Raw genomic sequence first — 18,964 nt, forward strand, 5'->3', positions numbered from 1 at the left:
GGATCAGCCCAGGTTGTCCTGAATCACGCTCAACACCTTGCGGGCCACATCGGCCGGTGCAACGGTGTTGATGTTTTTCTCGACGGTCACCTGAACATTCTCGCCGACCTTGCTCAGGCGAACCTGATAACGCTCGGCACGGGCTTCAACTTCTTCCTTGGTCGGCGCGCTGCCGAACAAGCTGCTGAAGAAACCAGGCTTCTCGTCTTTCTTCTCGGCCTTTTCGGACAAGTTGATGTAGTAGAGGCCCAGGCTGCGGTTGATGTCTTCAACGCGCCATTCGCCCTGCTCCAGCGCACGACCGACGCTCGACCAGGCACGATCCAGGTCCGTACCCACGTTCAGTACCGGGTTGCCGCTGCCGTCTTCGCTCAGGCTGACACGGCTTGGGGTATCGAAATCACGCGAAGCCAGCATCGACACCGAACCACCCTTCTCGGAGGTACGGCTCATGCTCGCGAGCATGTCGTCGACCAGCGCGGCGTCGAGGCCGGTGTTGACCGAACGGTTGGTGAAGGCCACGTCGGCGGTGCTGCCGGCAGGACGCTCGGCGCTGACCACATAGACTTCACTGGTGTTGCGCTGCACGCCCGGCTCGATGCGTACCCGCACGCGGGTTTCGCTGTCGGTGCTGACGCCGGCGGCGCTCAGGCGCTTGGCCATGGCGGCGGACAGTTCGTCGGAATGCTGCCAGGTGGTGGTGAATTCGCCGGTTTGCGGGCGCTGCTCATCCAGACGGAAACCGTTGTCCTGGAAGTACTGCACCGCCACTGGCCAGACTTCGGCCGGTGGGTGCTGGGCCATGACCCAACGCGAATCACCGCTCTTCTGCAGCGAGTAGTCGCTGGCGTCGGCAACGGCCGACAGCGGTTGAGGACGCGGAACGATGTATTCACCCTTGGCGGTGTCGTCGGCCACGTTGCGCGGGATCGGCAGCAGCGGATCCAGGCGCTTGGAGGTGCTGACGTCCGGTGGCAGTTGCATCGGTGCAGTCTGTTGCGCTTCCAGGTAATCGCTACCACGGTCACGGAAATAACCTTCCGGGCCCCAGATCCATCCGCAGCCACTGGTGCTGGAGATAATCAAGGCAAGTGCGGAAAGTCCGGCCATTCGCTTCATGCGTTGTACTTCCTCAATTAAACCAGGACGTTGCACTGGCGCAGGGCCGAGCGCAGCGTTTCATGACAAGGAGCGCTCAGCCAGGTCAGCGGCAGGCGGATGCCTTGGTGCATCAGGCCCATTTCGACCAAAGCCCACTTCACCGGAATCGGGTTGGCTTCGATGAACAGGTCCTTGTGCAGCGGCATCAGTTTTTCGTTGATGGCCCGTGCGGTCTCGGCGTCGCCCTTGAGCGCAGCCTCGCACAGGTCGGCCATTTCGCGCGGGGCGACGTTGGCGGTGACGGAGATGTTGCCCTTGCCGCCCAGCAGGATCAGCTCGACGGCGGTCGGATCATCGCCGGACAGCACGATGAAGTCCTTGCTCACGCCGTCGATGATCGCCTTGGCGCGTTTCAGGTCGCCGGTCGCTTCCTTGATGCCGATGATGTTCGGCACGGTGGACAGGCGGATCACAGTCTCGGCCTGCATGTCGCAGGAAGTGCGGCCAGGAACGTTGTAGAGAATCTGTGGGATGTCGACCGCTTCGGCGATGTGCTTGAAGTGCTGGTACAGGCCTTCCTGGGTCGGCTTGTTGTAGTACGGGACTACCAGCAGGCAAGCATCGGCGCCGGCTTCTTTGGCGTTGCGGGTCAGCTCGACCGCTTCGCGGGTCGAGTTGGCGCCGGTACCGGCGATCACCGGAATGCGACCGGCAACCTGTTTGACCACGGCTTTGATGACGGCGATGTGTTCTTCTACATCAAGGGTTGCCGACTCGCCGGTGGTGCCGACCGCGACAATGGCATGGGTGCCGTTCTTGAGATGGAAGTCCACGAGTTTGCTGAGGCTGTCCCAGTCAAGACGCCCTTGTGCATCCATGGGTGTGACCAGTGCCACCATACTGCCCGCAATCATGAAACCGCTCCTGCCGGAAAAAGAGAGCGGTAATGGTACTGGCGCCAAGATGCTTGCACAAGCGAAGTACTGTGCCGCCATTCCCCTTGGCGCCGCTTTTCGCTACCCTTCAGACTTTGATCGGTACTGATCAGCTTGTACGCCGGGTTCCAGTCTCCCGTTTCGGCCTCCCGGGCCCCGTTCCAGTGTCGTTGCCGTACGCTTCCTTGTTGATGGAGCCGTAGCGCCACACGAATCGGGCCTTCCGGACAGTCATTGCCCCGGCAATCAACGCCCTCTCCCTACCGACCGCTCATCGCTTTAGGAATGCTGCATGTCCACCCCCACAGTTCGCGAACAATTCCTTGTCATCAGTGCCCTCGGCGCCAATCCCATGGAGCTGACCAACGTCCTGTGCCGCGCCAGCCATGAAAACCGCTGTGCGGTAGTCACCTCGCGCCTGACCCGCCACGGCGAGTGCAGCGCGCTGGTGCTCGAAGTCTCCGGCAGCTGGGACGCCCTGGCTCGCCTGGAAGGCAGCCTGCCGGTGCTGGCCAAGCGTCATGCGTTCACCGTCAACGTGGTGCGCAGCGCCGCCCTGGAAAACCGTCCGCAAGCCCTGCCGTACGTGGCTTACGTGTCTTCGGCGTACCGCCCGGACATCATCAACGAGCTGTGCCAGTTCTTCATGGATCACAACGTCGAGCTGGAAAACCTGACCTGCGATACCTATCAGGCACCGCAGACCGGCGGCACCATGCTCAACGCCACGTTCACCGTGACCCTGCCCGCCGGCACCCAGATCAGCTGGCTGCGTGACCAGTTCCTGGATTTCGCCGACGCCATGAACCTGGATGCACTGATCGAACCGTGGCGCCCACAGAACCCAATGTAAGGAAGCTTTCATGGCCGTTGTCATCGACCAACCGGTTACGGATTTCGAAGCACCTGCCACCAGCGGGCAGACCGTCAGCCTGTCCGCCCTCAAGGGCAAGCAAGTGGTGATCTACTTCTATCCGAAGGACAGCACCCCGGGCTGCACGACCGAAGGCCAGGGCTTTCGCGATCAATACGCGGCATTCAAGGCTGCCAACACGGAAATCTTCGGCATCTCCCGCGACAGCCTGAAGTCCCACGAGAACTTCAAGTGCAAGCAGGAGTTTCCGTTCGAGCTGATCAGCGACAAGGACGAAGCCGTCTGCCAGTTGTTCGACGTGATCAAGCTGAAAAAACTCTACGGCAAGGAATATCTGGGCGTTGATCGCAGCACATTCCTGATCGACAAGAATGGTGTACTGCGTCAGGAATGGCGTGGTGTGAAAGTGCCAGGACATGTGGATGCAGTGCTGGCTGCGGCTCAGGCGCTGAACAAGGCCTGATGCTGTCGGCGCCCTTGCGGGCGCCGATTCATTCTCAAAGCAGCGGCGCTACCACCGGCTCCTTGCGTGGCCACGCATCAAGCACAGCCTTGAACAGCGTCGCCAGCGGAATCGCGAAGAACACTCCCCAGAATCCCCACAACCCGCCGAACAACAGCACCGCGCAGATGATCGCTACCGGGTGCAGGTTGACCGCTTCGGAAAACAGCAACGGTACCAGCACGTTCCCGTCCAGCGTCTGGATGATCCCGTAAACCGCCATCAGATAGATGAACTGATCGCTCCAGCCCCACTGGAACAGCGCAATCAGCAGCACCGGCACGGTCACCACCACCGCCCCGACATACGGCACCACCACCGACACGCCAACCAAAAGCGCCAGCAGCGCCGCGTAGTTGAGTCCCAGCGCGACGAATGCGATGTAAGTCACGCCACCACAGATCACAATCTCGATGACCTTGCCGCGAATGTAGTTGGCGATCTGCCGGTTCATTTCTTCGGCGACCCGGGTGATCAGCGCCCGCTCACGCGGCAAATAGCCGCGCACCCACTCGCCGATCATTGCCCGATCCTTGAGGAAGAAGAACACCAGGATCGGCACCAGCACCAGGTAGATCATGATGTTCACCAACAGCGGCAGGCTCGACAACGAGAACGTCAGCGCCCACTGGCCGAACTTGCCGATCTCGCCCCGCGCGGCTTCGATCGCTTGCAGCACCTGCTCGTCGGAGACCAGATGCGGATAGCGCTCCGGCAGCAACAACAGCAGCGATTGCCACTTGGCGAGCATGCCCGGCAGCTCGTTGAACAGGGTGATCAACTGATGCCAGAGCAACGGCAGCACCACGACGATGAACACCATCAGCACGCCCATGAACAGCGCAAACACCAGACCGACCGCCGCCCCACCGGGCACGCGCAGACGTTCGAGCGTGACCACCAGCCCCTGCATCAGGTACGCCAGCACCATCCCGGCCAGCACCGGCGCGAGCATTCCGCCCAACGTCAGCACCGCGGTGAAGGCGAGGAACAGCAAAACCGCCAGCACCACCGCTTCCTCATCGGAGAAGTAGCGCTGAATCCAGTCGCGCAACACTTTGAACATCAATTTTCCTTAGGTCATTTACGCGGTCGGTTTCAGGCTTTTTTCAGCCAGTAACGGTAGACACCCGCCTCGTCTTCTTCACGCAGCAGCGTATGACCGGCCAATTTGGCAAAGGTGCGAAAGTCGCGTTGCGAGCCGGCATCCGTGGCAATCACCTTGAGTACCGCGCCACTGGGCAGCTTGTTCAGCTCCATTTTGGCCTTGAGCAACGGCAACGGACAATTCAGGCCACTGGCATCCAGTTCACAGTCATGGGCTACAGCGTCGGTCATGCGTCACTCCGGATCAGGTGGTCAGGCTGCCTAGAATATCTGGTCGCAAGCCTGGTGTCCGGCTACAGTAAGGTCTTTGTCGACTAAGGCTTTGTGCATGACATTTCTGCGCCCTACCCTGCTGACGCTCGCTTGCCTGCTCGCCTCACCGGGCTTCGCCGACGACCTGCCGTCACTCGGTGACGCCAGCTCTGCCATCGTCTCGCCACAACAGGAATATCAATTGGGTCGCGCCTGGCTGGCGTTGCTGCGCAGCCAGGTTTCGCAGCTCAACGATCCACAGCTCAAGGACTATGTCGAGTCCAGCGTCTATAAGCTGGTGGAAACCAGCCAGGTCAATGACCGACGCCTGGAATTCATCCTGATCAACAGCCCGCAGCTCAACGCCTTCGCGGCACCGGGCGGGATTGTCGGGGTCAACGGCGGTCTGTTCCTCAACGCCCAGACCGAGGGCGAATATGCCTCGGTACTGGCTCACGAACTGGCTCACTTGTCCCAACGCCATTTCGCCCGTGGCGTCGAGGCCTCACAGCGGATGCAAGTGCCAATGATGGCGGCGCTGCTGGCCGGTATCGTGATCGCTGCTGCCGGCGCAGGCGATGCCGGGATTGCTGCGATTGCCGGCACCCAAGCGGCGGCGATCCAGGAGCAACGGCGCTTCTCGCGTCAGAACGAGCAGGAAGCCGACCGCATCGGCATCCTCAACCTGGAGAAGGCAGGCTACGATCCGCGCTCGATGCCGACCATGTTCGAGCGTTTGATGCGCCAGTATCGTTTCGACGCCAAGCCGCCGGAATTCCTGCTGACTCACCCGGTCACCGAATCGCGTATTGCCGATACCCGCAACCGCGCAGAGCAGGCAAAACCCGGTGGCATCGAAGACAGCAAGCGCTATCAACTGATCCGCGCGCGGGTGCAGTTGACCTACGAAGAAACACCGGGCCTTGGCGCCAAGCGCTTCCGCGCGCAACTGGACGATAATCCGAACAACGATGTGGCCCGTTACGGACTGGCGATCGCCCAGATCAAGGGCGGTCAGTTGAATGAAGCACGGGAGAATCTCAAGCAACTGCTGGCCAAATCGCCGAACGAGATCATCTACAACCTGGCGCAGGTCGATCTGGACATCACCAACAACAAGCTGGCCGATGCCCAGTCCCGGGTTGACCGGATGCTCGGTCAGTATCCTGGCAATTACCCGCTGAATCAGGTGCGCGTCGATCTGTTGCTGAAACAGAACCGCACCGCTGATGCGGAGAAAGCGCTGGAAGGTTTGCTGAAATCGCGTCCGGACGATCCGGACGTCTGGTATCAGGTTGCAGAAACACGCGGACTGTCCGGCAACATCATCGGCCTGCATCAGGCCCGTGCCGAATATTTCGCGCTGGTCGGCGATTACCGCCAGGCAATCCAGCAACTGGACTTCGCCAAGCGCAAGGCCGGCAGCAACTTCCCGCTTTCGTCGCGTATCGATGCCCGCCAGCGCGAGCTGATGGAGCAGGAGCGCATGGTCAAGGACATGATGGGTTAAGCCCGCGCCGAGATAAATTCCGGACACAAAAAAACCGCCTCTCTCGAGGCGGTTTCTTTTACTTCTTCGATAACTGGATCATTCAGCCAGTTTGAAGGTGATGAAGCTGGCACGGCCCTGACGCAGAACGCGCATCGACACCGAACGGTTCTTCGGCAGCGCCTTGGCGATCTCGGCAAACTCCTTGGAAGAACCAATGGCCTGATTGTTCAGGTGGGTGATGATGTCGCCCGGTTGCAGACCGATCAGGGCCGCAGGACCGTCCTGCACTTCCTTGATCACCACACCGCCCTTCAGGTCGTAGGTTTTCTTCTGCTCGGCGCTCAGCTCGGCAACCGAAACACCTAGACGATTGCTGTTGGTCTCGGCACCGGATTTCGGCAGGGCATCCAGTTCCTTGTCTTCGTCCGGAATCGCGCCGACAGTCAGCTCGACATTCTTGCGCTTGCCGTCACGAATCACTTCGAGGTTGGCCTTGGCGCCGGCCTTCAAAGCACCCACCAGATGTGGCAGGTCAGCGGACATGACGATCGGTTGACCGTTCATGCTCAGGATCACGTCACCCACTTGCAGGCCGCCCTTGGCTGCCGGGCCGTCATCCTGAATCTGTGCAACCAGCGCACCGGCCGGTTTGTCCAGACCGAACGACTCGGCCAGATCCTTGTTCACTTCCTGGATGACGACGCCCAGCCAGCCACGGCTGACCTTGCCGCCACTTTTCAGCTGGTTGGAAACGTCCATCGCCACGTCGATCGGAATGGCGAACGAAACGCCCATGAAGCCACCGGAACGGGTGTAGATCTGCGAGTTGATCCCGACCACTTCACCGTTCAGGTTGAACAGTGGGCCACCGGAGTTACCCGGGTTGATCGGCACGTCGGTCTGGATGAATGGCACGTAGTTTTCGTTCGGCAGGCTGCGGCCGACGGCACTGACGATGCCTTGGGTCACGGTGTGGTCAAAGCCGAATGGCGAACCGATTGCGACGACCCACTGACCGGCTTTCAGATCCTGGGATTTGCCGAGTTTGAGAACTGGCAGATCCTTGCCTTCGATTTTCAGCAACGCCACGTCGGAGCGTGGGTCGGTGCCGATCAGCTTGGCTTTCATTTCACTGCGATCAGCCAGACGAACGAGAATTTCATCGGCATCGGCGATCACGTGGTTGTTGGTCAGGATGTAGCCATCCGGCGAAATGATAAAGCCCGAACCCAGCGATTGCGCTTCACGCTGGCGATCACCGCGCGGAGAACGCTGTTGCGGCGGCATGCCGCGTTCGAAGAACTCGCGCAGCATCGGCGGCAAGCCTTCCAGGTCAGGCATCTGCTGGTTCACTTTGCGATCCGGCAGCTTTTGCGTGGTACTGATGTTCACCACCGCAGGCGAGGCCTGTTCGACCAGTTGGGTGAAATCAGGCAGGCTGGCCGGGCTGGCAGCTTCAGCCGCCTGGACTGCAGGAACAGCCTGACCGAGCACCAGCACAGTGGCGAAAATGGAGAGATAAGACTTCAAGCTTGGTATCGACATACAGCTCCCGTTACGACGAGCAGGGTTAAGCGATATGGAGCAAGGAACACCGGAAACCACAGGCCGGCATTTTTGTTCCGGGAACAACAAACAAGGCCAGAGCCGAGAGGCTCTGACCTATAAAAAATTTTCGGGTGTTTTGCAAATGAAAATGCTCAGCAAACATTTCACGTCTCAAAGACGAGGTGGAGATAGCTGGAATCAGCTCACTGCTTGCTGGTTGCAGCGCCATCATTGCGCATCGACAGGGCAATCCGTTCGGCGGTCCCGATTGGAATCTCGCCAACCACCGTCACCATCATTTCGCCTTGAGGCGTTGTCAGACGGCGGGATACGGCAACGGTCGGGCCCAGCTGAGTCCGGGTATCGGTGACGGTTGCGCCGTTCAGCGGCTCTAGAAACACGGAGAATCGGGCAAGACCATCGTCATACATCAGGCTGTTGACCTGGGTCTTGGTTTCCGGATCTTTATGCGAGGAGCTGCTGGTCAGTTCGAAGCCAGGAGGCAGCCAGTCGGAACGCCAGACCTGTGCGGTCTTGACCGCAGAAGCCTTGTCACTATCGAGGGTGACTGTCTTGCAATCGGAGTTGGCTTGCAGGTCCTTGTCGGATGGAACCTCGGAGGTATCCAGCCGTGTGAACTGGAATCTCTCAAGCAACTGCCCCTTGTCGTTCAACAGCAGCGACTTGAGCGGCAGACCCGTTTCCTTGTCCAGATGCAGTTCGAAACCGTAGCGGTGCTGGTCCCGCGGCGTCAGCGATACGATCACCGCTTCACGCCCGGCCACGCGCGACTTGCCAATGACGGCAAGCTCATACCAGTTCTTCAGCTTTTGAGGATCGAGAGGGCGAGCGGCGGAATTGGGAGAGTCTCCCAGCCCCGCAATCAGGGTGCCGCTGACGCATTGAGTATGTCCATCAATGCGCACGACTTCCTGAGCCGAACCGTCGAGCTGTAGCAAACGCTCGCGGACCTGGCCATTCTGGACGCGATGCCAGATGTTGTGGGTAGAAAAGCTACCGTTACGCTCGTAAACGAATGTGCCGTGAAAGCTTTGCTGCTGCTCGGCCTGGCCCAGGCGGGTCAACCAGTCCTGAGCCTCGTCGGCATGGGCTGGAACAATGAACCAGCCGCTGAGCAGAAGCGAAAGTAGAGGTATGGCGCGCATGATCCCCCTTAACGGTTTTCCAGGCTTGCTGCACGTGCATAAGGCAGCGCGCTCTCGGTGCCTTTCAAGGCAGCCTGTTGAGCGTGTTGGCGCAGGTAACCTGGCAGACGCTGATCGTGCCAGCCTGGCTGACCTTGCAGTACGCCATTGGCCATTGGGCCAGTAGCTTCCGAACTCTCATTATAGCCTGCCAATACCGCGGGGCCTTTGACCTGAGGAGTGGCCAACACTGGCTGGTTGGATTGCTGAGCGAGTTCGACGCCAGCGATTTCGTCCTGGTTGTACAGACGAACACCTGCGAGAACGGCAACGGTCACCGAAGCAGCTACGGCCAGACGACCGAGACTGCGCCATGGACCGCGGGACACTTTGGCAGGGGTCGCTTCGTCTTCCAGCGCAGCAGAAACGGCCGCAGCGAGATCCAGACGTGGAAGCAACAGATCCTTGTGCATGGCTGCCCGAGCGATCTGGTAACGAGCCCAGGTTTCACGGGTTTCAACATCGTCCAGTGCATTGAGCACTCGACGCAATTCCAGTTCGTCCGCTTCGTTATCCATCACTGCGGACAGCGATTCCTGCAGGGCTTCACGACTCATGGCGTTCCTCTCTTGGCTGTCGCCGCTGTCTTTAGTTTTCCTGCAACAACGGCTGCAGGGCTTTATCGATGGCCTCCCGGGCGCGGAAAATCCGGGAGCGCACGGTACCAACCGGACATTGCATGACGCTCGCGATGTCCTCGTAACTCAGACCATCGAATTCGCGCAAAGTTAACGCCGTGCGCAAATCCTCTGGCAGTTGCTGAATGGTTCGATGGACGGTGCCTTCGATCTCATCCCGCAGCAATGCACGTTCTGGAGACTCGAGATCTTTCAGGCCGTGATCGCCGTCATAGAACTCTGCATCCTCGGAACTTACATCGCTATCCGGCGGCCGACGGCCGCGTGAAACCAGATAGTTCTTCGCCGTGTTAATGGCGATGCGGTACAGCCACGTATAAAACGCACTGTCGCCGCGGAAATTTCCAAGCGCTCGATACGCCTTGATAAAGGCTTCTTGTGCGACGTCCTGGGCTTCATGGGTGTCGTGCACAAAACGCACGATCAACCCGAGAATTTTGTGCTGATACTTCAGCACCAGCAGATCGAAAGCTCGCTTGTCGCCACGCTGAACGCGTTCGACCAGCTGCTGATCCTCTTCCTGGGTTAGCATGAACACTCCTCGATAAACTCGGAGGAGGCTTGCATGACCAAACGACCGGACTTGCAAACATAGACTCGGGCTTTTCGCAAAAGTTCTCCCCCTCCAAGCAAGTTTCCTGCGGGCTCTGATTTGGCACGCACGAAAAACGCAGCGCGGGATGAACCGGCTGCGCGAATAATCTTGTCATCGGCTCGCCGGCAAGAACCCAACCGCAGGTTCCGCATTGAAGCCGACACTGTCCCTTGTTTCGGGCAACTGTCTATTGATCTTGAGCCTCTGGCAAAAGTTCCAAATATTTATAGACGTGCCGCGCCGACATTGTGCAACCGTGAGCGGAAAAAGCGTGTTTCATCTGCGATACAGTCGCTTTTTCCCAAAACCGCTGAAAAAAACTTCCGACAAAGCGTCGGTATTTTTCCGTCACGGTAGTTTCACAATGCCATATCGGCCCGGCTATTGTGCCGCCCCACCCCTCTATATACTAGTGGGCTGTGTGGCTGTCTCGACTCGCCCATCCGCCTGTCCTGCGCCAACCCCGACCCGGGTCGCTTTGAGCGGAATCCTGAAATGAGCCAACAGTTTCAACACGATGTTCTGGTGATTGGCAGCGGCGCTGCCGGTTTGAGTCTCGCGCTGACCCTGCCCGGTCACTTGCGCATCGCCGTACTGAGCAAAGGCGACCTCGCCAACGGCTCGACCTATTGGGCACAAGGTGGCGTCGCGGCCGTGCTGGACGACACCGACACTGTCGAATCCCATGTCGATGACACCCTCAATGCTGGCGGCGGTCTGTGCCATGAAGACGCGGTGCGTTTCACCGTCGAGCACAGCAAGGAAGCGATCCAGTGGCTGATCGACCAGGGCGTACCGTTCACTCGTGACGAACAGTCCGGCACGGAAGACGGCGGCTTCGAATTCCACCTGACCCGCGAAGGCGGCCACAGCCATCGACGGATCATCCACGCCGCCGATGCCACTGGCGCCGCGATCTTCACCACCCTGCTGGCCCAGGCCAAAGAGCGCCCGAACATCGAACTACTCGAACAGCGGGTAGCGGTCGATCTGATCACCGAGCGTCGGCTAGGGCTGGAAGGCGAACGCTGCCTGGGCGCCTACGTACTCAACCGCAAAACCGGGGAAGTCGATACCTTCGGCGCACGCTTCGTGATCCTGGCGTCCGGCGGCGCTGCCAAAGTCTATCTATATACAAGCAACCCCGACGGTGCCTGCGGTGATGGCATCGCCATGGCCTGGCGTTCGGGCTGCCGGGTGGCGAACCTGGAGTTCAACCAGTTCCACCCCACCTGTCTCTATCACCCGCAAGCCAAGAGCTTCCTGGTAACCGAGGCCCTGCGCGGCGAAGGCGCCCATTTGAAGCTGCCGAACGGCGAACGCTTCATGCAGCGTTTCGACTCACGTGCAGAACTGGCGCCTCGGGACATCGTCGCTCGCGCCATCGACCATGAAATGAAGCGTCTGGGCGTCGACTGCGTCTACCTCGACATCAGCCACAAACCCGAAGCCTTCATCAAATCGCACTTCCCGACTGTCTACGAGCGCTGCCTCGGATTCGGCATCGACATCACCAAACAACCGATCCCGGTCGTACCGGCCGCGCACTACACCTGCGGCGGCGTGATGGTCGATCAACAGGGCCGCACCGACGTGCCCGGCCTGTACGCCATCGGCGAAACCAGCTTCACCGGCCTGCACGGCGCCAACCGCATGGCTAGCAACTCGCTGCTCGAATGCTTCGTCTACGCCCGCTCGGCAGCGGCGGACATTCTCGAGCAACTGCCCGACGTCGCCATCCCGCGCGCCCTGCCCGCCTGGGACGCCAGTCAGGTGACCGACTCCGATGAAGACGTGATCATCGCCCACAACTGGGACGAATTGCGGCGCTTCATGTGGGACTACGTGGGCATCGTGCGCACCAACAAGCGCCTGCAACGGGCGCAGCATCGCGTGCGTCTGCTGCTGGATGAAATCGACGAGTTCTACAGCAACTATAAAGTCAGCCGCGACCTGATCGAGTTGCGCAATCTGGCGCAGGTAGCGGAACTGATGATCCGCTCGGCCATGGAGCGCAAGGAGAGCCGAGGCCTGCATTACACCCTCGACTATCCGGACCTGCTGCCCGAAGCACTCGACACTATTCTGGTGCCGCCCACCTACGTCGGCTGAACTTGAGGCGTACCCGCAGGCGTCGGTGCAGATCCGCCGCCTGCGAATCCCGCGTTACACAGATCGACCTGACCCGCCGTTCACCACGCAAGCGAAAGCGCAGCACCACGATCAGCGGCAGCGCCAGACTGTCCGGGCGCAATTGCACTGCTTGCCAGCCATCGGCCTTGTTCCACAGCTGCCAGCCATCCGTGTCCCGACGCAATCCGCAGAATGCCTTGGGATGACTCAGCAGAATCTGCCGTGGCAACACCCACGCAGCATGGCCGAGACACACGAAAGCCCCGGGCAATCCGGCCCAGAAAGAAATCGATAACAGAAACAGAGAACCCAGCGCGAATGCCTGGGCCAGAAGATAAGCCGCCAGCAACTGCCGTGAGGCATGCCAGCGGCATTCAAACGTGTTACTTGGGCTGGACACGATCCAGAATCATGCGGACCATGCGTTGCAGCTCGGGATCTTCCGATTCGCTGCGCTCCATGAACCAGCCGAACATGTCCTGATCCTCGCACTCGAGCAGGCGGACATACAGCGCGCGATCCACCTCGTTCAGATTGGCGTAGACCTCTTTCACGAACGGCACCAGCAACACGTCGAGTTCCAGCATGCCGCGACGGCTGTGCCAAAAGAGGCGATTCAGTTCAACTTGTTCGACCATGGAGCCCTCCTCAAATAGGCCGCAAGTATACAGGCCCGAAGCAGGTCGAACAGTCGGCTTTGGTCGGGCACCACCGATCCTTTATCAACTACCCATTTCAACACCACCCCCTTATGATGTGCCCCAGTCTATTTACCCTGCGATGACCCATGGCCGATTCTGCTTTTTTCTGCACCCTCTCTCATGAAGGCGTTCTCGCGGTTCGCGGCGCGGATGCCGGCAAATTCCTGCAAGGCCAGCTGACCTGCAACATCAATTACCTGAGTGAAACCCAGGCCAGCCTTGGTGCCCGTTGCACGCAGAAAGGCCGGATGCAGTCGAGTTTCCGCATCGTGCTGGAAGGCGACGGCGTGCTGCTGGCGATGGCCGGCGAGCTGCTGGAGCCGCAACTGGCGGATCTGAAAAAGTACGCGGTGTTCTCCAAATCGAAACTGACCGACGAAAGCGCCTCCTGGGTGCGCTTCGGTCTGGATCATGGCGATGCAGCCCTGAGCAGCTTGGGTCTGGAACTGCCGGCGGATACCGACAGCGTGGCTCGCCACGAAGGGCTGATCGCGATTCGCGTTTCCCCGAACCGGGCCGAACTCTGGGTACCTGCCGATCAGACCGACACCGTCAAAGGCAAGCTGTCCGCGCAATTGACCGAAGCCGAACTCAATCAGTGGCTGCTGGGCCAGATCCGCGCCGGTATCGGCCAGGTCATGCCGAGTACCCGCGAGCTGTTCATCCCGCAGATGCTTAATCTGCAGGCCGTCGGCGGCGTGAGTTTCAAGAAAGGCTGCTACACCGGCCAGGAAATCGTCGCGCGCATGCAGTATCTGGGCAAACTCAAGCGTCGCCTGTACCGCGTGCAACTGGACGCCAGTGAATTGCCGGAGCCGGGCACCCCGCTATTCGCCCCGAGCCACGGCAGCTCCATCGGCGAAGTGGTGCTCGCCGCCCGTACCGAAAAGAATATTGAACTGCTGGCGGTGTTGCAGGCCGAAGCTGCCGACGCAGGCGATTTGCATCTGGGCACGGCCGAAGGTCCGGCGCTGCACTTGCTCGACCTGCCTTACGAACTGGATCGCGACCGCGAAATCCAGCGTTGATCGCAGCATTTGTTGCAACACCCTAGAGAAACGACATGAGTGAGCTGGCGGATAAGGTCCAACAGGATTTGGTTGAGGCCATCGATAACGATGACCTGGTTCTGCCAACGTTACCGGAAGTGGCCCTGCAGATTCGCAAGGCCGCTGAAGACCCGGATATCAGCGTCAGCGACCTGAGCAAAGTGATCGGCCGCGACACGGCGCTGTCGGCGCGCCTGATCAAAGTGGTCAACAGCCCGCTGCTGCGCGCCACTCAGGAAGTCACCGACCTGCACACCGCCATCACCCGGCTCGGCGTCAATTACAGTAGCAACCTGGCGATCGGTCTGGTGATGGAGCAGATCTTCCACGCCCGCTCCGACGTGGTCGAACAGAAGATGCGCGAAGTCTGGCGCAAGAGCCTGGAGATCGCCGGCGTCAGCTACGCCCTGTGCCGCCGCTACACCCAACTCAAGCCCGATCAGGCCGCGCTCGGTGGACTGGTTCATCAGATCGGCGTGCTGCCGATCCTGACCTATGCCGAAGACCACTACGAATTGCTGTCGGATCCGGTCAGCCTGAACCATGTGATCGACCACATTCACCCGTTGCTCGGCGACAAGCTGTTGCGGGTATGGGAATTCCCCGAGCGCCTGGTGGAGTTGCCGGGGCTGTATCAGGACCTCAAGCGCGAATCGCAGCAGATCGATTATGTCGACATCGTGCAAGTGGCCAGCCTGTATTGCCACAAGGACACCGATCACCCGATGGCCCGCATCGATCCGTTCAGCGTGCCGGCATTCCGCAAGCTCGGCATCGATCCGGACAACAAGGCGCTGTGCGCCGATCTGGAAGAATCGCGGTCAATGTTCTACTGATCAACCGGCGACAAAACTCACCCGCACCTTCAAACCCGCCTGCTCGCCATCGTGCAGACTGATCTGCGCCAGATGCGCGCGGCAGATTTCCCCGACAATCGCCAACCCCAGCCCGGAACCGGCCACCTGCTGGTTGCGCCGGTAAAAGCGTTCGAACACCCGATCCCGCTCCTCCAGCGGAATGCCCGGCCCATCGTCTTCAACCTCCAGCACCGCCGGCGCCGTGACCCGCAGAATCACGTTGCCGCCCGGCGGCGTGTGCGCCAGCGCGTTGTCCACCAGATTGCTCAGCAATTCGTTGAGCAACGTCGGCTCGCCACGCAGCCAGACCGGCTCGTCCGCTTCCAGCGCCAACGCGACACCCCGCGCGTGAGCCAGTGGAGCCATGGCCATGCCCAGTTCCCGGGCCAACTGACTTAAATCGAGCAACTGCGCACCACCCTCAGCGATCGCCCGGGCGCCGTTTTCCACCCGGGCCAGCGACAGCAACTGATTGGCCAGATGGGTCAGGCGATCCGTGCTTTGCGCCGAGGATTCCAACGTGTCGCGCCAGGTCCGCGGCTCGTTCGAGCGCAAGCCCAGTTCAAGCCGCGCCTTGAGCGCCGCCAGTGGTGTGCGCAGTTCATGGGCCGCATCGGCGATGAATTGCGCCTGCCGCTCGAATTGCCCGCGCAGGCGTTCGGTAAAGTGATTGAGCGCCCGCACCAGCGGCCACAACTCGTGTTGCACCTCGACCAACGGCAACGGCCGCAAGTCATCTGGCTGGCGCTCTTCCACTGCGGTGCGCAAACGTTCGATCGGCCGCAGCGCCGCACTCACTGCAAACCACACCAGCAACAACGCGCCAATCGCCAGCATGCCCAATCGCAGCAAAGTGTCGGCCGCCAGACTGCGGGCCATGCTGACACGTGCTTCATCGGTTTCGGCGACGCGGATTTCCGCCATGCCGTTCATGTTCGGCTCGCTGACCGCTTTGAGCAGGCTCACCACGCGTACGTTCTGCCCCTGATATTTCGCGTCGTAAAAGCGCGCCAGGGCGGGATAACTGTCGGTTCTCGGCGTGCCCGGAGGCGGGCCCGGCAGGTTTTCGTAGCCGGAAATCAACTTCTGGTTGATGTCGTTGACCTGGTAATAGATGCGCCCGGCGCTGTCGTAAGCGAAGGTATCCAGCGCCACGTAAGGCACGTCGGCACTGAGACTGCCATCGCGCTGCGACAGACCGGCGGCGATGGTCCGCGCCGAGGCCAGCAGCGTGCGGTCGTAGGCGGTGTCGGCAGCTTCGCGACCGTTCCAGTACGCGCTCAATCCGCTGGCGAGCATCAACACCACCAGCAACAGCGCAAGGTTCCACAGCAACCGCCAGCGCAGGCTGCTGGGCTTATGCATCGCGGCTTTCCAGCAGATAACCCAGGCCCCGGAAAGTCACGATGGCCACCGAATGGCCGTCGAGTTTCTTGCGCAGGCGATGCACGTAGATTTCGATGGCGTCCGGGCTGGCCTCTTCGTCGAGACCGAACACCTGCGCAGCCAGTTGTTCCTTGCTCATCACCCGCCCCGGACGGGCAATCAGCGCTTCCAGCACTGCCTGTTCGCGGGAGGTCAGCGTCAGCAGCTCATCGCCGAGAGTGAAGCGCCGGGTGTCGAGGTCGTAGGCCAGCACACCGCAACGCTGCTGGCGTTCGCCGCCGAGCACGCTGCGGCGCAACAGGGCCTTGACCCGCGCTTCGAGTTCGGTGAGTTCGAACGGTTTAGCCAGATAATCGTCGGCCCCAAGATTGAGCCCATGGACCCGATCCTTGACGTCGCTGCGAGCGGTCAGCATCAGCACCGGCAGGTTCTTGCCCCGGGCCCGCAGGCGCGCCAGCACTTCAAAACCGTCCATGCGCGGCAGGCCGACATCAAGGATCGCCACCGCGTACTCCTCGCTGCCCAGGGCCAGATCGGCAGCCACGCCATCGTGCAAGACATCCACAGTCAGACCGGTGCTCTTGAGCGCCTGGGCAACGCTTTCGGCCAGCGGCAAATGGTCTTCGACGAGCAGGACACGCATGGATCTCTACCTCATTCAGGGATGGCCGACGCCATTCTTTGCGGCGGAGTTTACAGCCGCAACCGCCACTGTGAAGCCCGAAAACACGCGAAAGAATACTGAAAGGTTAGCGAAAGGTTGGGCCGTTAGAGTCGCTTCACCGAGGGTCCCGACTGCCGACCATCGCCGTTTTGTCTGTCCTTACACCGTAGCTTCAAAACGTAGCTCTCGAAAAACGCCTCGATGCGTTTTCGCCAATAAGAACAATAACGAGGTACTGCACCATGCTGTCCACACAGCTTCAGGTTGACCCGTTTCATTCTTCCTCTCGAATTTCCCCGTTTTCGCTTGTCAGCGCCATCGTCGGCTGCGCGGCGTTCAACCCGTCCGGGTCTGAGCCTGTTAGCCTGCGCGCGCGAAACTGCCGCACCTGAAACATCCCCAAAAACAACAACTCCCGTGGAGACACTCATGAACCGATCCCTGCGCCGTTTCGCCCTCGCCGCCGGTTGCGTGCTGTTCGCCGGCCAACTGATGGCCGAACCGAAACGTCCGGAATGCATCGCCCCCGCCTCCCCCGGCGGCGGTTTCGACCTGACCTGCAAACTGGCGCAAAGCGCGCTGGTCAACGAAAAACTGCTGACCAAACCGATGCGCGTGACCTACATGCCCGGCGGCGTCGGCGCGGTGGCGTACAACGCCGTTGTGGCGCAGCGTCCCGCCGATGCGGGCACTCTGGTGGCGTGGTCCAGCGGTTCGTTGCTGAACCTGGCCCAGGGCAAGTTCGGCCGGTTCGATGAAACCAACGTGCGCTGGCTGGCGGCGGTCGGCACCAGCTATGGCGCCATCGCCGTAAAAAGCGATTCGCCCTACAAGAGCCTCGACGATCTGGTCAAAGCGCTGAAGAAAGATCCGAGCGCTGTGGTGATCGGTTCCGGCGGCACCGTCGGCAGCCAGGACTGGATGCAGACCGCCCTGATCGCCAAAGCCGCCGGGATCAACCCGCGCGACCTGCGTTATGTCGCCCTCGAAGGTGGCGGCGAGATCGCCACCGCTCTGCTCGGCGGCCACATCCAGGTCGGCAGTACCGACATCTCCGACTCCATGCCGCACATCCTCAGCGGTGACATGCGCCTGCTGGCCGTGTTTGCCGAGAAACGCCTGGACGAGCCGGAAATGAAGGACATCCCGACCGCTCGCGAACAAGGCTACGACATCGTCTGGCCGGTGGTGCGCGGTTTCTACCTCGGGCCAAAAGTCAGCGATGAAGACTACGCCTGGTGGAAAGACTCCTTCGACAAACTGCTGGCCTCGGAAGACTTCGCCAAGCTGCGCGATCAGCGTGAGCTCTTCCCGTTCGCCATGACCGGTCCCGAACTGGACACCTACGTCAAGAAACAAGTGGCGGACTACAAGGTGCTGGCCAAAGAGTTCGGCCTGATTCAGTGATCGTCTCTGTCTAGCGGTCACGGCCCTGCCTCGCAGGGTCGTGGCCCAGGAGCTCCCCATGCTTATTCAACGCATTTTTGCCTCGGTGCTGTTGCTGGTCTGCGCCAGCCTGGCACTGATGGCCTGGCCGTATCAGGCGGCTTTTTCCTACGAACCGGTCGGCCCTCGGGCATTCCCACTGCTGATGCTGGGCCTGATGGGCCTGGCGCTGCTGTACATGGTGTTTCGCCCGGCGCCCATCAAACACAGTGAGGACGAACCGCCGCTGGATCGCGAAACCCTGACCAAGATCTCGATCTGCGTCGCCCTGCTGCTGGTGTTCGCCGGCTTGTTCGAACCGCTGGGCTTCATCCTCAGCAGCATTCTGATCGGCATCCCGATGGCGCGCCTGTATGGCGGGCGCTGGGTGCCCAGCGTCATTGTCACGACGCTGATGGCGATCGGTTTGTACGTGCTGTTCGACCGCGTGATGGACGTACCGCTGCCCCTCGGCCTGCTCGACGTTCTGGAGAACTGAT

20 protein-coding genes are annotated in these 18,964 nt (G+C 60.6%); 8 read left to right on the forward strand and 12 right to left on the reverse strand.

Annotation, left to right across the window (positions count from 1 at the left end; all coding sequences use genetic code 11):
- Window positions 1-3: 3 nt before the first annotated feature.
- Both bamC and dapA read right to left on the reverse strand, forming a co-directional pair.
- Window positions 4-1,119 carry an NlpB/DapX family lipoprotein gene (gene bamC, locus AC1RT4_RS11685; protein ID WP_085683176.1) on the reverse strand — a complete coding sequence of 372 codons (1,116 nt, stop codon included), beginning with the start codon at window positions 1,117-1,119 and terminating at the stop codon, window positions 4-6.
- Between the two features lie 17 nt (window positions 1,120-1,136).
- Window positions 1,137-2,015, reverse strand: a complete 879-nt coding sequence (gene dapA, locus AC1RT4_RS11690) for a 4-hydroxy-tetrahydrodipicolinate synthase (protein ID WP_007958015.1) — start codon at window positions 2,013-2,015, stop codon at window positions 1,137-1,139.
- Between the two features lie 313 nt (window positions 2,016-2,328).
- Here dapA and AC1RT4_RS11695 point away from each other — a divergent pair, with 313 nt between their 5' ends.
- The gene (locus AC1RT4_RS11695) at window positions 2,329-2,889 is read left to right on the forward strand and encodes a glycine cleavage system transcriptional repressor (RefSeq protein WP_007958014.1); all 561 of its coding nucleotides are present in this window, start codon (window positions 2,329-2,331) and stop codon (window positions 2,887-2,889) included.
- A gap of 10 nt (window positions 2,890-2,899) precedes the next feature.
- The gene (locus tag AC1RT4_RS11700) at window positions 2,900-3,373 is read left to right on the forward strand and encodes a peroxiredoxin (RefSeq protein WP_064594118.1); all 474 of its coding nucleotides are present in this window, start codon (window positions 2,900-2,902) and stop codon (window positions 3,371-3,373) included.
- Between the two features lie 34 nt (window positions 3,374-3,407).
- Here the strand turns inward: AC1RT4_RS11700 and AC1RT4_RS11705 are convergent, their stop codons facing one another.
- Together AC1RT4_RS11705 and AC1RT4_RS11710 are read right to left on the reverse strand one after the other, a co-directional pair.
- Entirely contained in the window at window positions 3,408-4,478 is a 1,071-nt protein-coding gene (locus tag AC1RT4_RS11705; protein ID WP_007958012.1) for an AI-2E family transporter, read from the reverse strand.
- A gap of 32 nt (window positions 4,479-4,510) precedes the next feature.
- On the reverse strand, window positions 4,511-4,750 hold the full coding sequence (locus tag AC1RT4_RS11710) for a sulfurtransferase TusA family protein (RefSeq protein ID WP_007958011.1): 240 nt from the start codon (window positions 4,748-4,750) through the stop codon (window positions 4,511-4,513).
- A 97-nt stretch (window positions 4,751-4,847) separates the two neighbouring features.
- Between AC1RT4_RS11710 and AC1RT4_RS11715 the strand changes: the two genes are divergently transcribed.
- Complete coding sequence (locus tag AC1RT4_RS11715; protein WP_085611612.1) at window positions 4,848-6,281, forward strand: M48 family metalloprotease; 1,434 nt, start codon at window positions 4,848-4,850, stop codon at window positions 6,279-6,281.
- A gap of 78 nt (window positions 6,282-6,359) precedes the next feature.
- On the opposite strand, the gene AC1RT4_RS11720 is transcribed toward AC1RT4_RS11715, so the two are convergent.
- From AC1RT4_RS11720 to rpoE, 4 genes are all read right to left on the reverse strand, one after another.
- The gene (locus AC1RT4_RS11720; RefSeq protein WP_493085435.1) at window positions 6,360-7,808 is read right to left on the reverse strand and encodes a DegQ family serine endoprotease; all 1,449 of its coding nucleotides are present in this window, start codon (window positions 7,806-7,808) and stop codon (window positions 6,360-6,362) included.
- A gap of 206 nt (window positions 7,809-8,014) precedes the next feature.
- Window positions 8,015-8,977, reverse strand: coding sequence for a MucB/RseB C-terminal domain-containing protein (locus tag AC1RT4_RS11725; protein WP_007958001.1), 963 nt, complete (start codon window positions 8,975-8,977; stop codon window positions 8,015-8,017).
- An 8-nt stretch (window positions 8,978-8,985) separates the two neighbouring features.
- The gene (locus AC1RT4_RS11730; RefSeq protein WP_011332903.1) at window positions 8,986-9,573 is read right to left on the reverse strand and encodes a sigma-E factor negative regulatory protein; all 588 of its coding nucleotides are present in this window, start codon (window positions 9,571-9,573) and stop codon (window positions 8,986-8,988) included.
- 31 nt (window positions 9,574-9,604) lie between these two features.
- On the reverse strand, window positions 9,605-10,186 hold the full coding sequence (gene rpoE, locus AC1RT4_RS11735) for an RNA polymerase sigma factor RpoE/AlgU (RefSeq protein WP_003172477.1): 582 nt from the start codon (window positions 10,184-10,186) through the stop codon (window positions 9,605-9,607).
- A gap of 558 nt (window positions 10,187-10,744) precedes the next feature.
- On the opposite strand from rpoE, the gene nadB reads away from it, so the two are divergent.
- A complete protein-coding gene (gene nadB / locus AC1RT4_RS11740; protein WP_007957994.1) occupies window positions 10,745-12,361 on the forward strand; it encodes an L-aspartate oxidase in 1,617 nt (538 codons plus the stop codon).
- Here the strand turns inward: nadB and AC1RT4_RS11745 are convergent.
- On the reverse strand, window positions 12,330-12,782 hold the full coding sequence (locus tag AC1RT4_RS11745; protein ID WP_493085436.1) for a protein YgfX: 453 nt from the start codon (window positions 12,780-12,782) through the stop codon (window positions 12,330-12,332). The two genes, nadB and AC1RT4_RS11745, sit on opposite strands and share 32 nt — an antisense overlap.
- A complete protein-coding gene (locus AC1RT4_RS11750) occupies window positions 12,766-13,020 on the reverse strand; it encodes an FAD assembly factor SdhE (RefSeq protein ID WP_007957989.1) in 255 nt (84 codons plus the stop codon). The genes AC1RT4_RS11745 and AC1RT4_RS11750 overlap by 17 nt, the downstream gene beginning before the upstream one ends.
- Window positions 13,021-13,169: 149 nt before the next feature.
- On the opposite strand from AC1RT4_RS11750, the gene ygfZ reads away from it, so the two are divergent.
- Both ygfZ and AC1RT4_RS11760 read left to right on the forward strand, forming a co-directional pair.
- Window positions 13,170-14,111: a CAF17-like 4Fe-4S cluster assembly/insertion protein YgfZ gene (gene ygfZ, locus AC1RT4_RS11755; RefSeq protein ID WP_493085437.1), complete on the forward strand. Its 942-nt coding sequence runs from the start codon at window positions 13,170-13,172 to the stop codon at window positions 14,109-14,111.
- Between the two features lie 35 nt (window positions 14,112-14,146).
- Entirely contained in the window at window positions 14,147-14,968 is an 822-nt protein-coding gene (locus tag AC1RT4_RS11760; RefSeq protein ID WP_007957984.1) for an HDOD domain-containing protein, read from the forward strand.
- Here AC1RT4_RS11760 and AC1RT4_RS11765 read toward each other — a convergent pair whose 3' ends face one another.
- Together AC1RT4_RS11765 and AC1RT4_RS11770 are read right to left on the reverse strand one after the other, a co-directional pair.
- Window positions 14,969-16,354, reverse strand: a complete 1,386-nt coding sequence (locus AC1RT4_RS11765) for a sensor histidine kinase (RefSeq protein ID WP_493085438.1) — start codon at window positions 16,352-16,354, stop codon at window positions 14,969-14,971.
- Window positions 16,347-17,018, reverse strand: a complete 672-nt coding sequence (locus AC1RT4_RS11770; protein WP_007957980.1) for a response regulator — start codon at window positions 17,016-17,018, stop codon at window positions 16,347-16,349. Before AC1RT4_RS11770 ends, AC1RT4_RS11765 begins: the two co-directional genes overlap by 8 nt.
- Before the next feature lie 450 nt (window positions 17,019-17,468).
- On the opposite strand from AC1RT4_RS11770, the gene AC1RT4_RS11775 reads away from it, so the two are divergent.
- Together AC1RT4_RS11775 and AC1RT4_RS11780 are read left to right on the forward strand one after the other, a co-directional pair.
- Window positions 17,469-18,446 (forward strand): Bug family tripartite tricarboxylate transporter substrate binding protein, encoded by a 978-nt coding sequence (locus tag AC1RT4_RS11775; RefSeq protein ID WP_493085439.1) that lies wholly within the window; start codon window positions 17,469-17,471, stop codon window positions 18,444-18,446.
- A 58-nt stretch (window positions 18,447-18,504) separates the two neighbouring features.
- Window positions 18,505-18,963: a tripartite tricarboxylate transporter TctB family protein gene (locus AC1RT4_RS11780; RefSeq protein ID WP_007957976.1), complete on the forward strand. Its 459-nt coding sequence runs from the start codon at window positions 18,505-18,507 to the stop codon at window positions 18,961-18,963.
- Window position 18,964 lies beyond the last annotated feature (1 nt).

The organism is Pseudomonas sp. GW821-FHT11D10 (genome assembly GCF_058808435.1).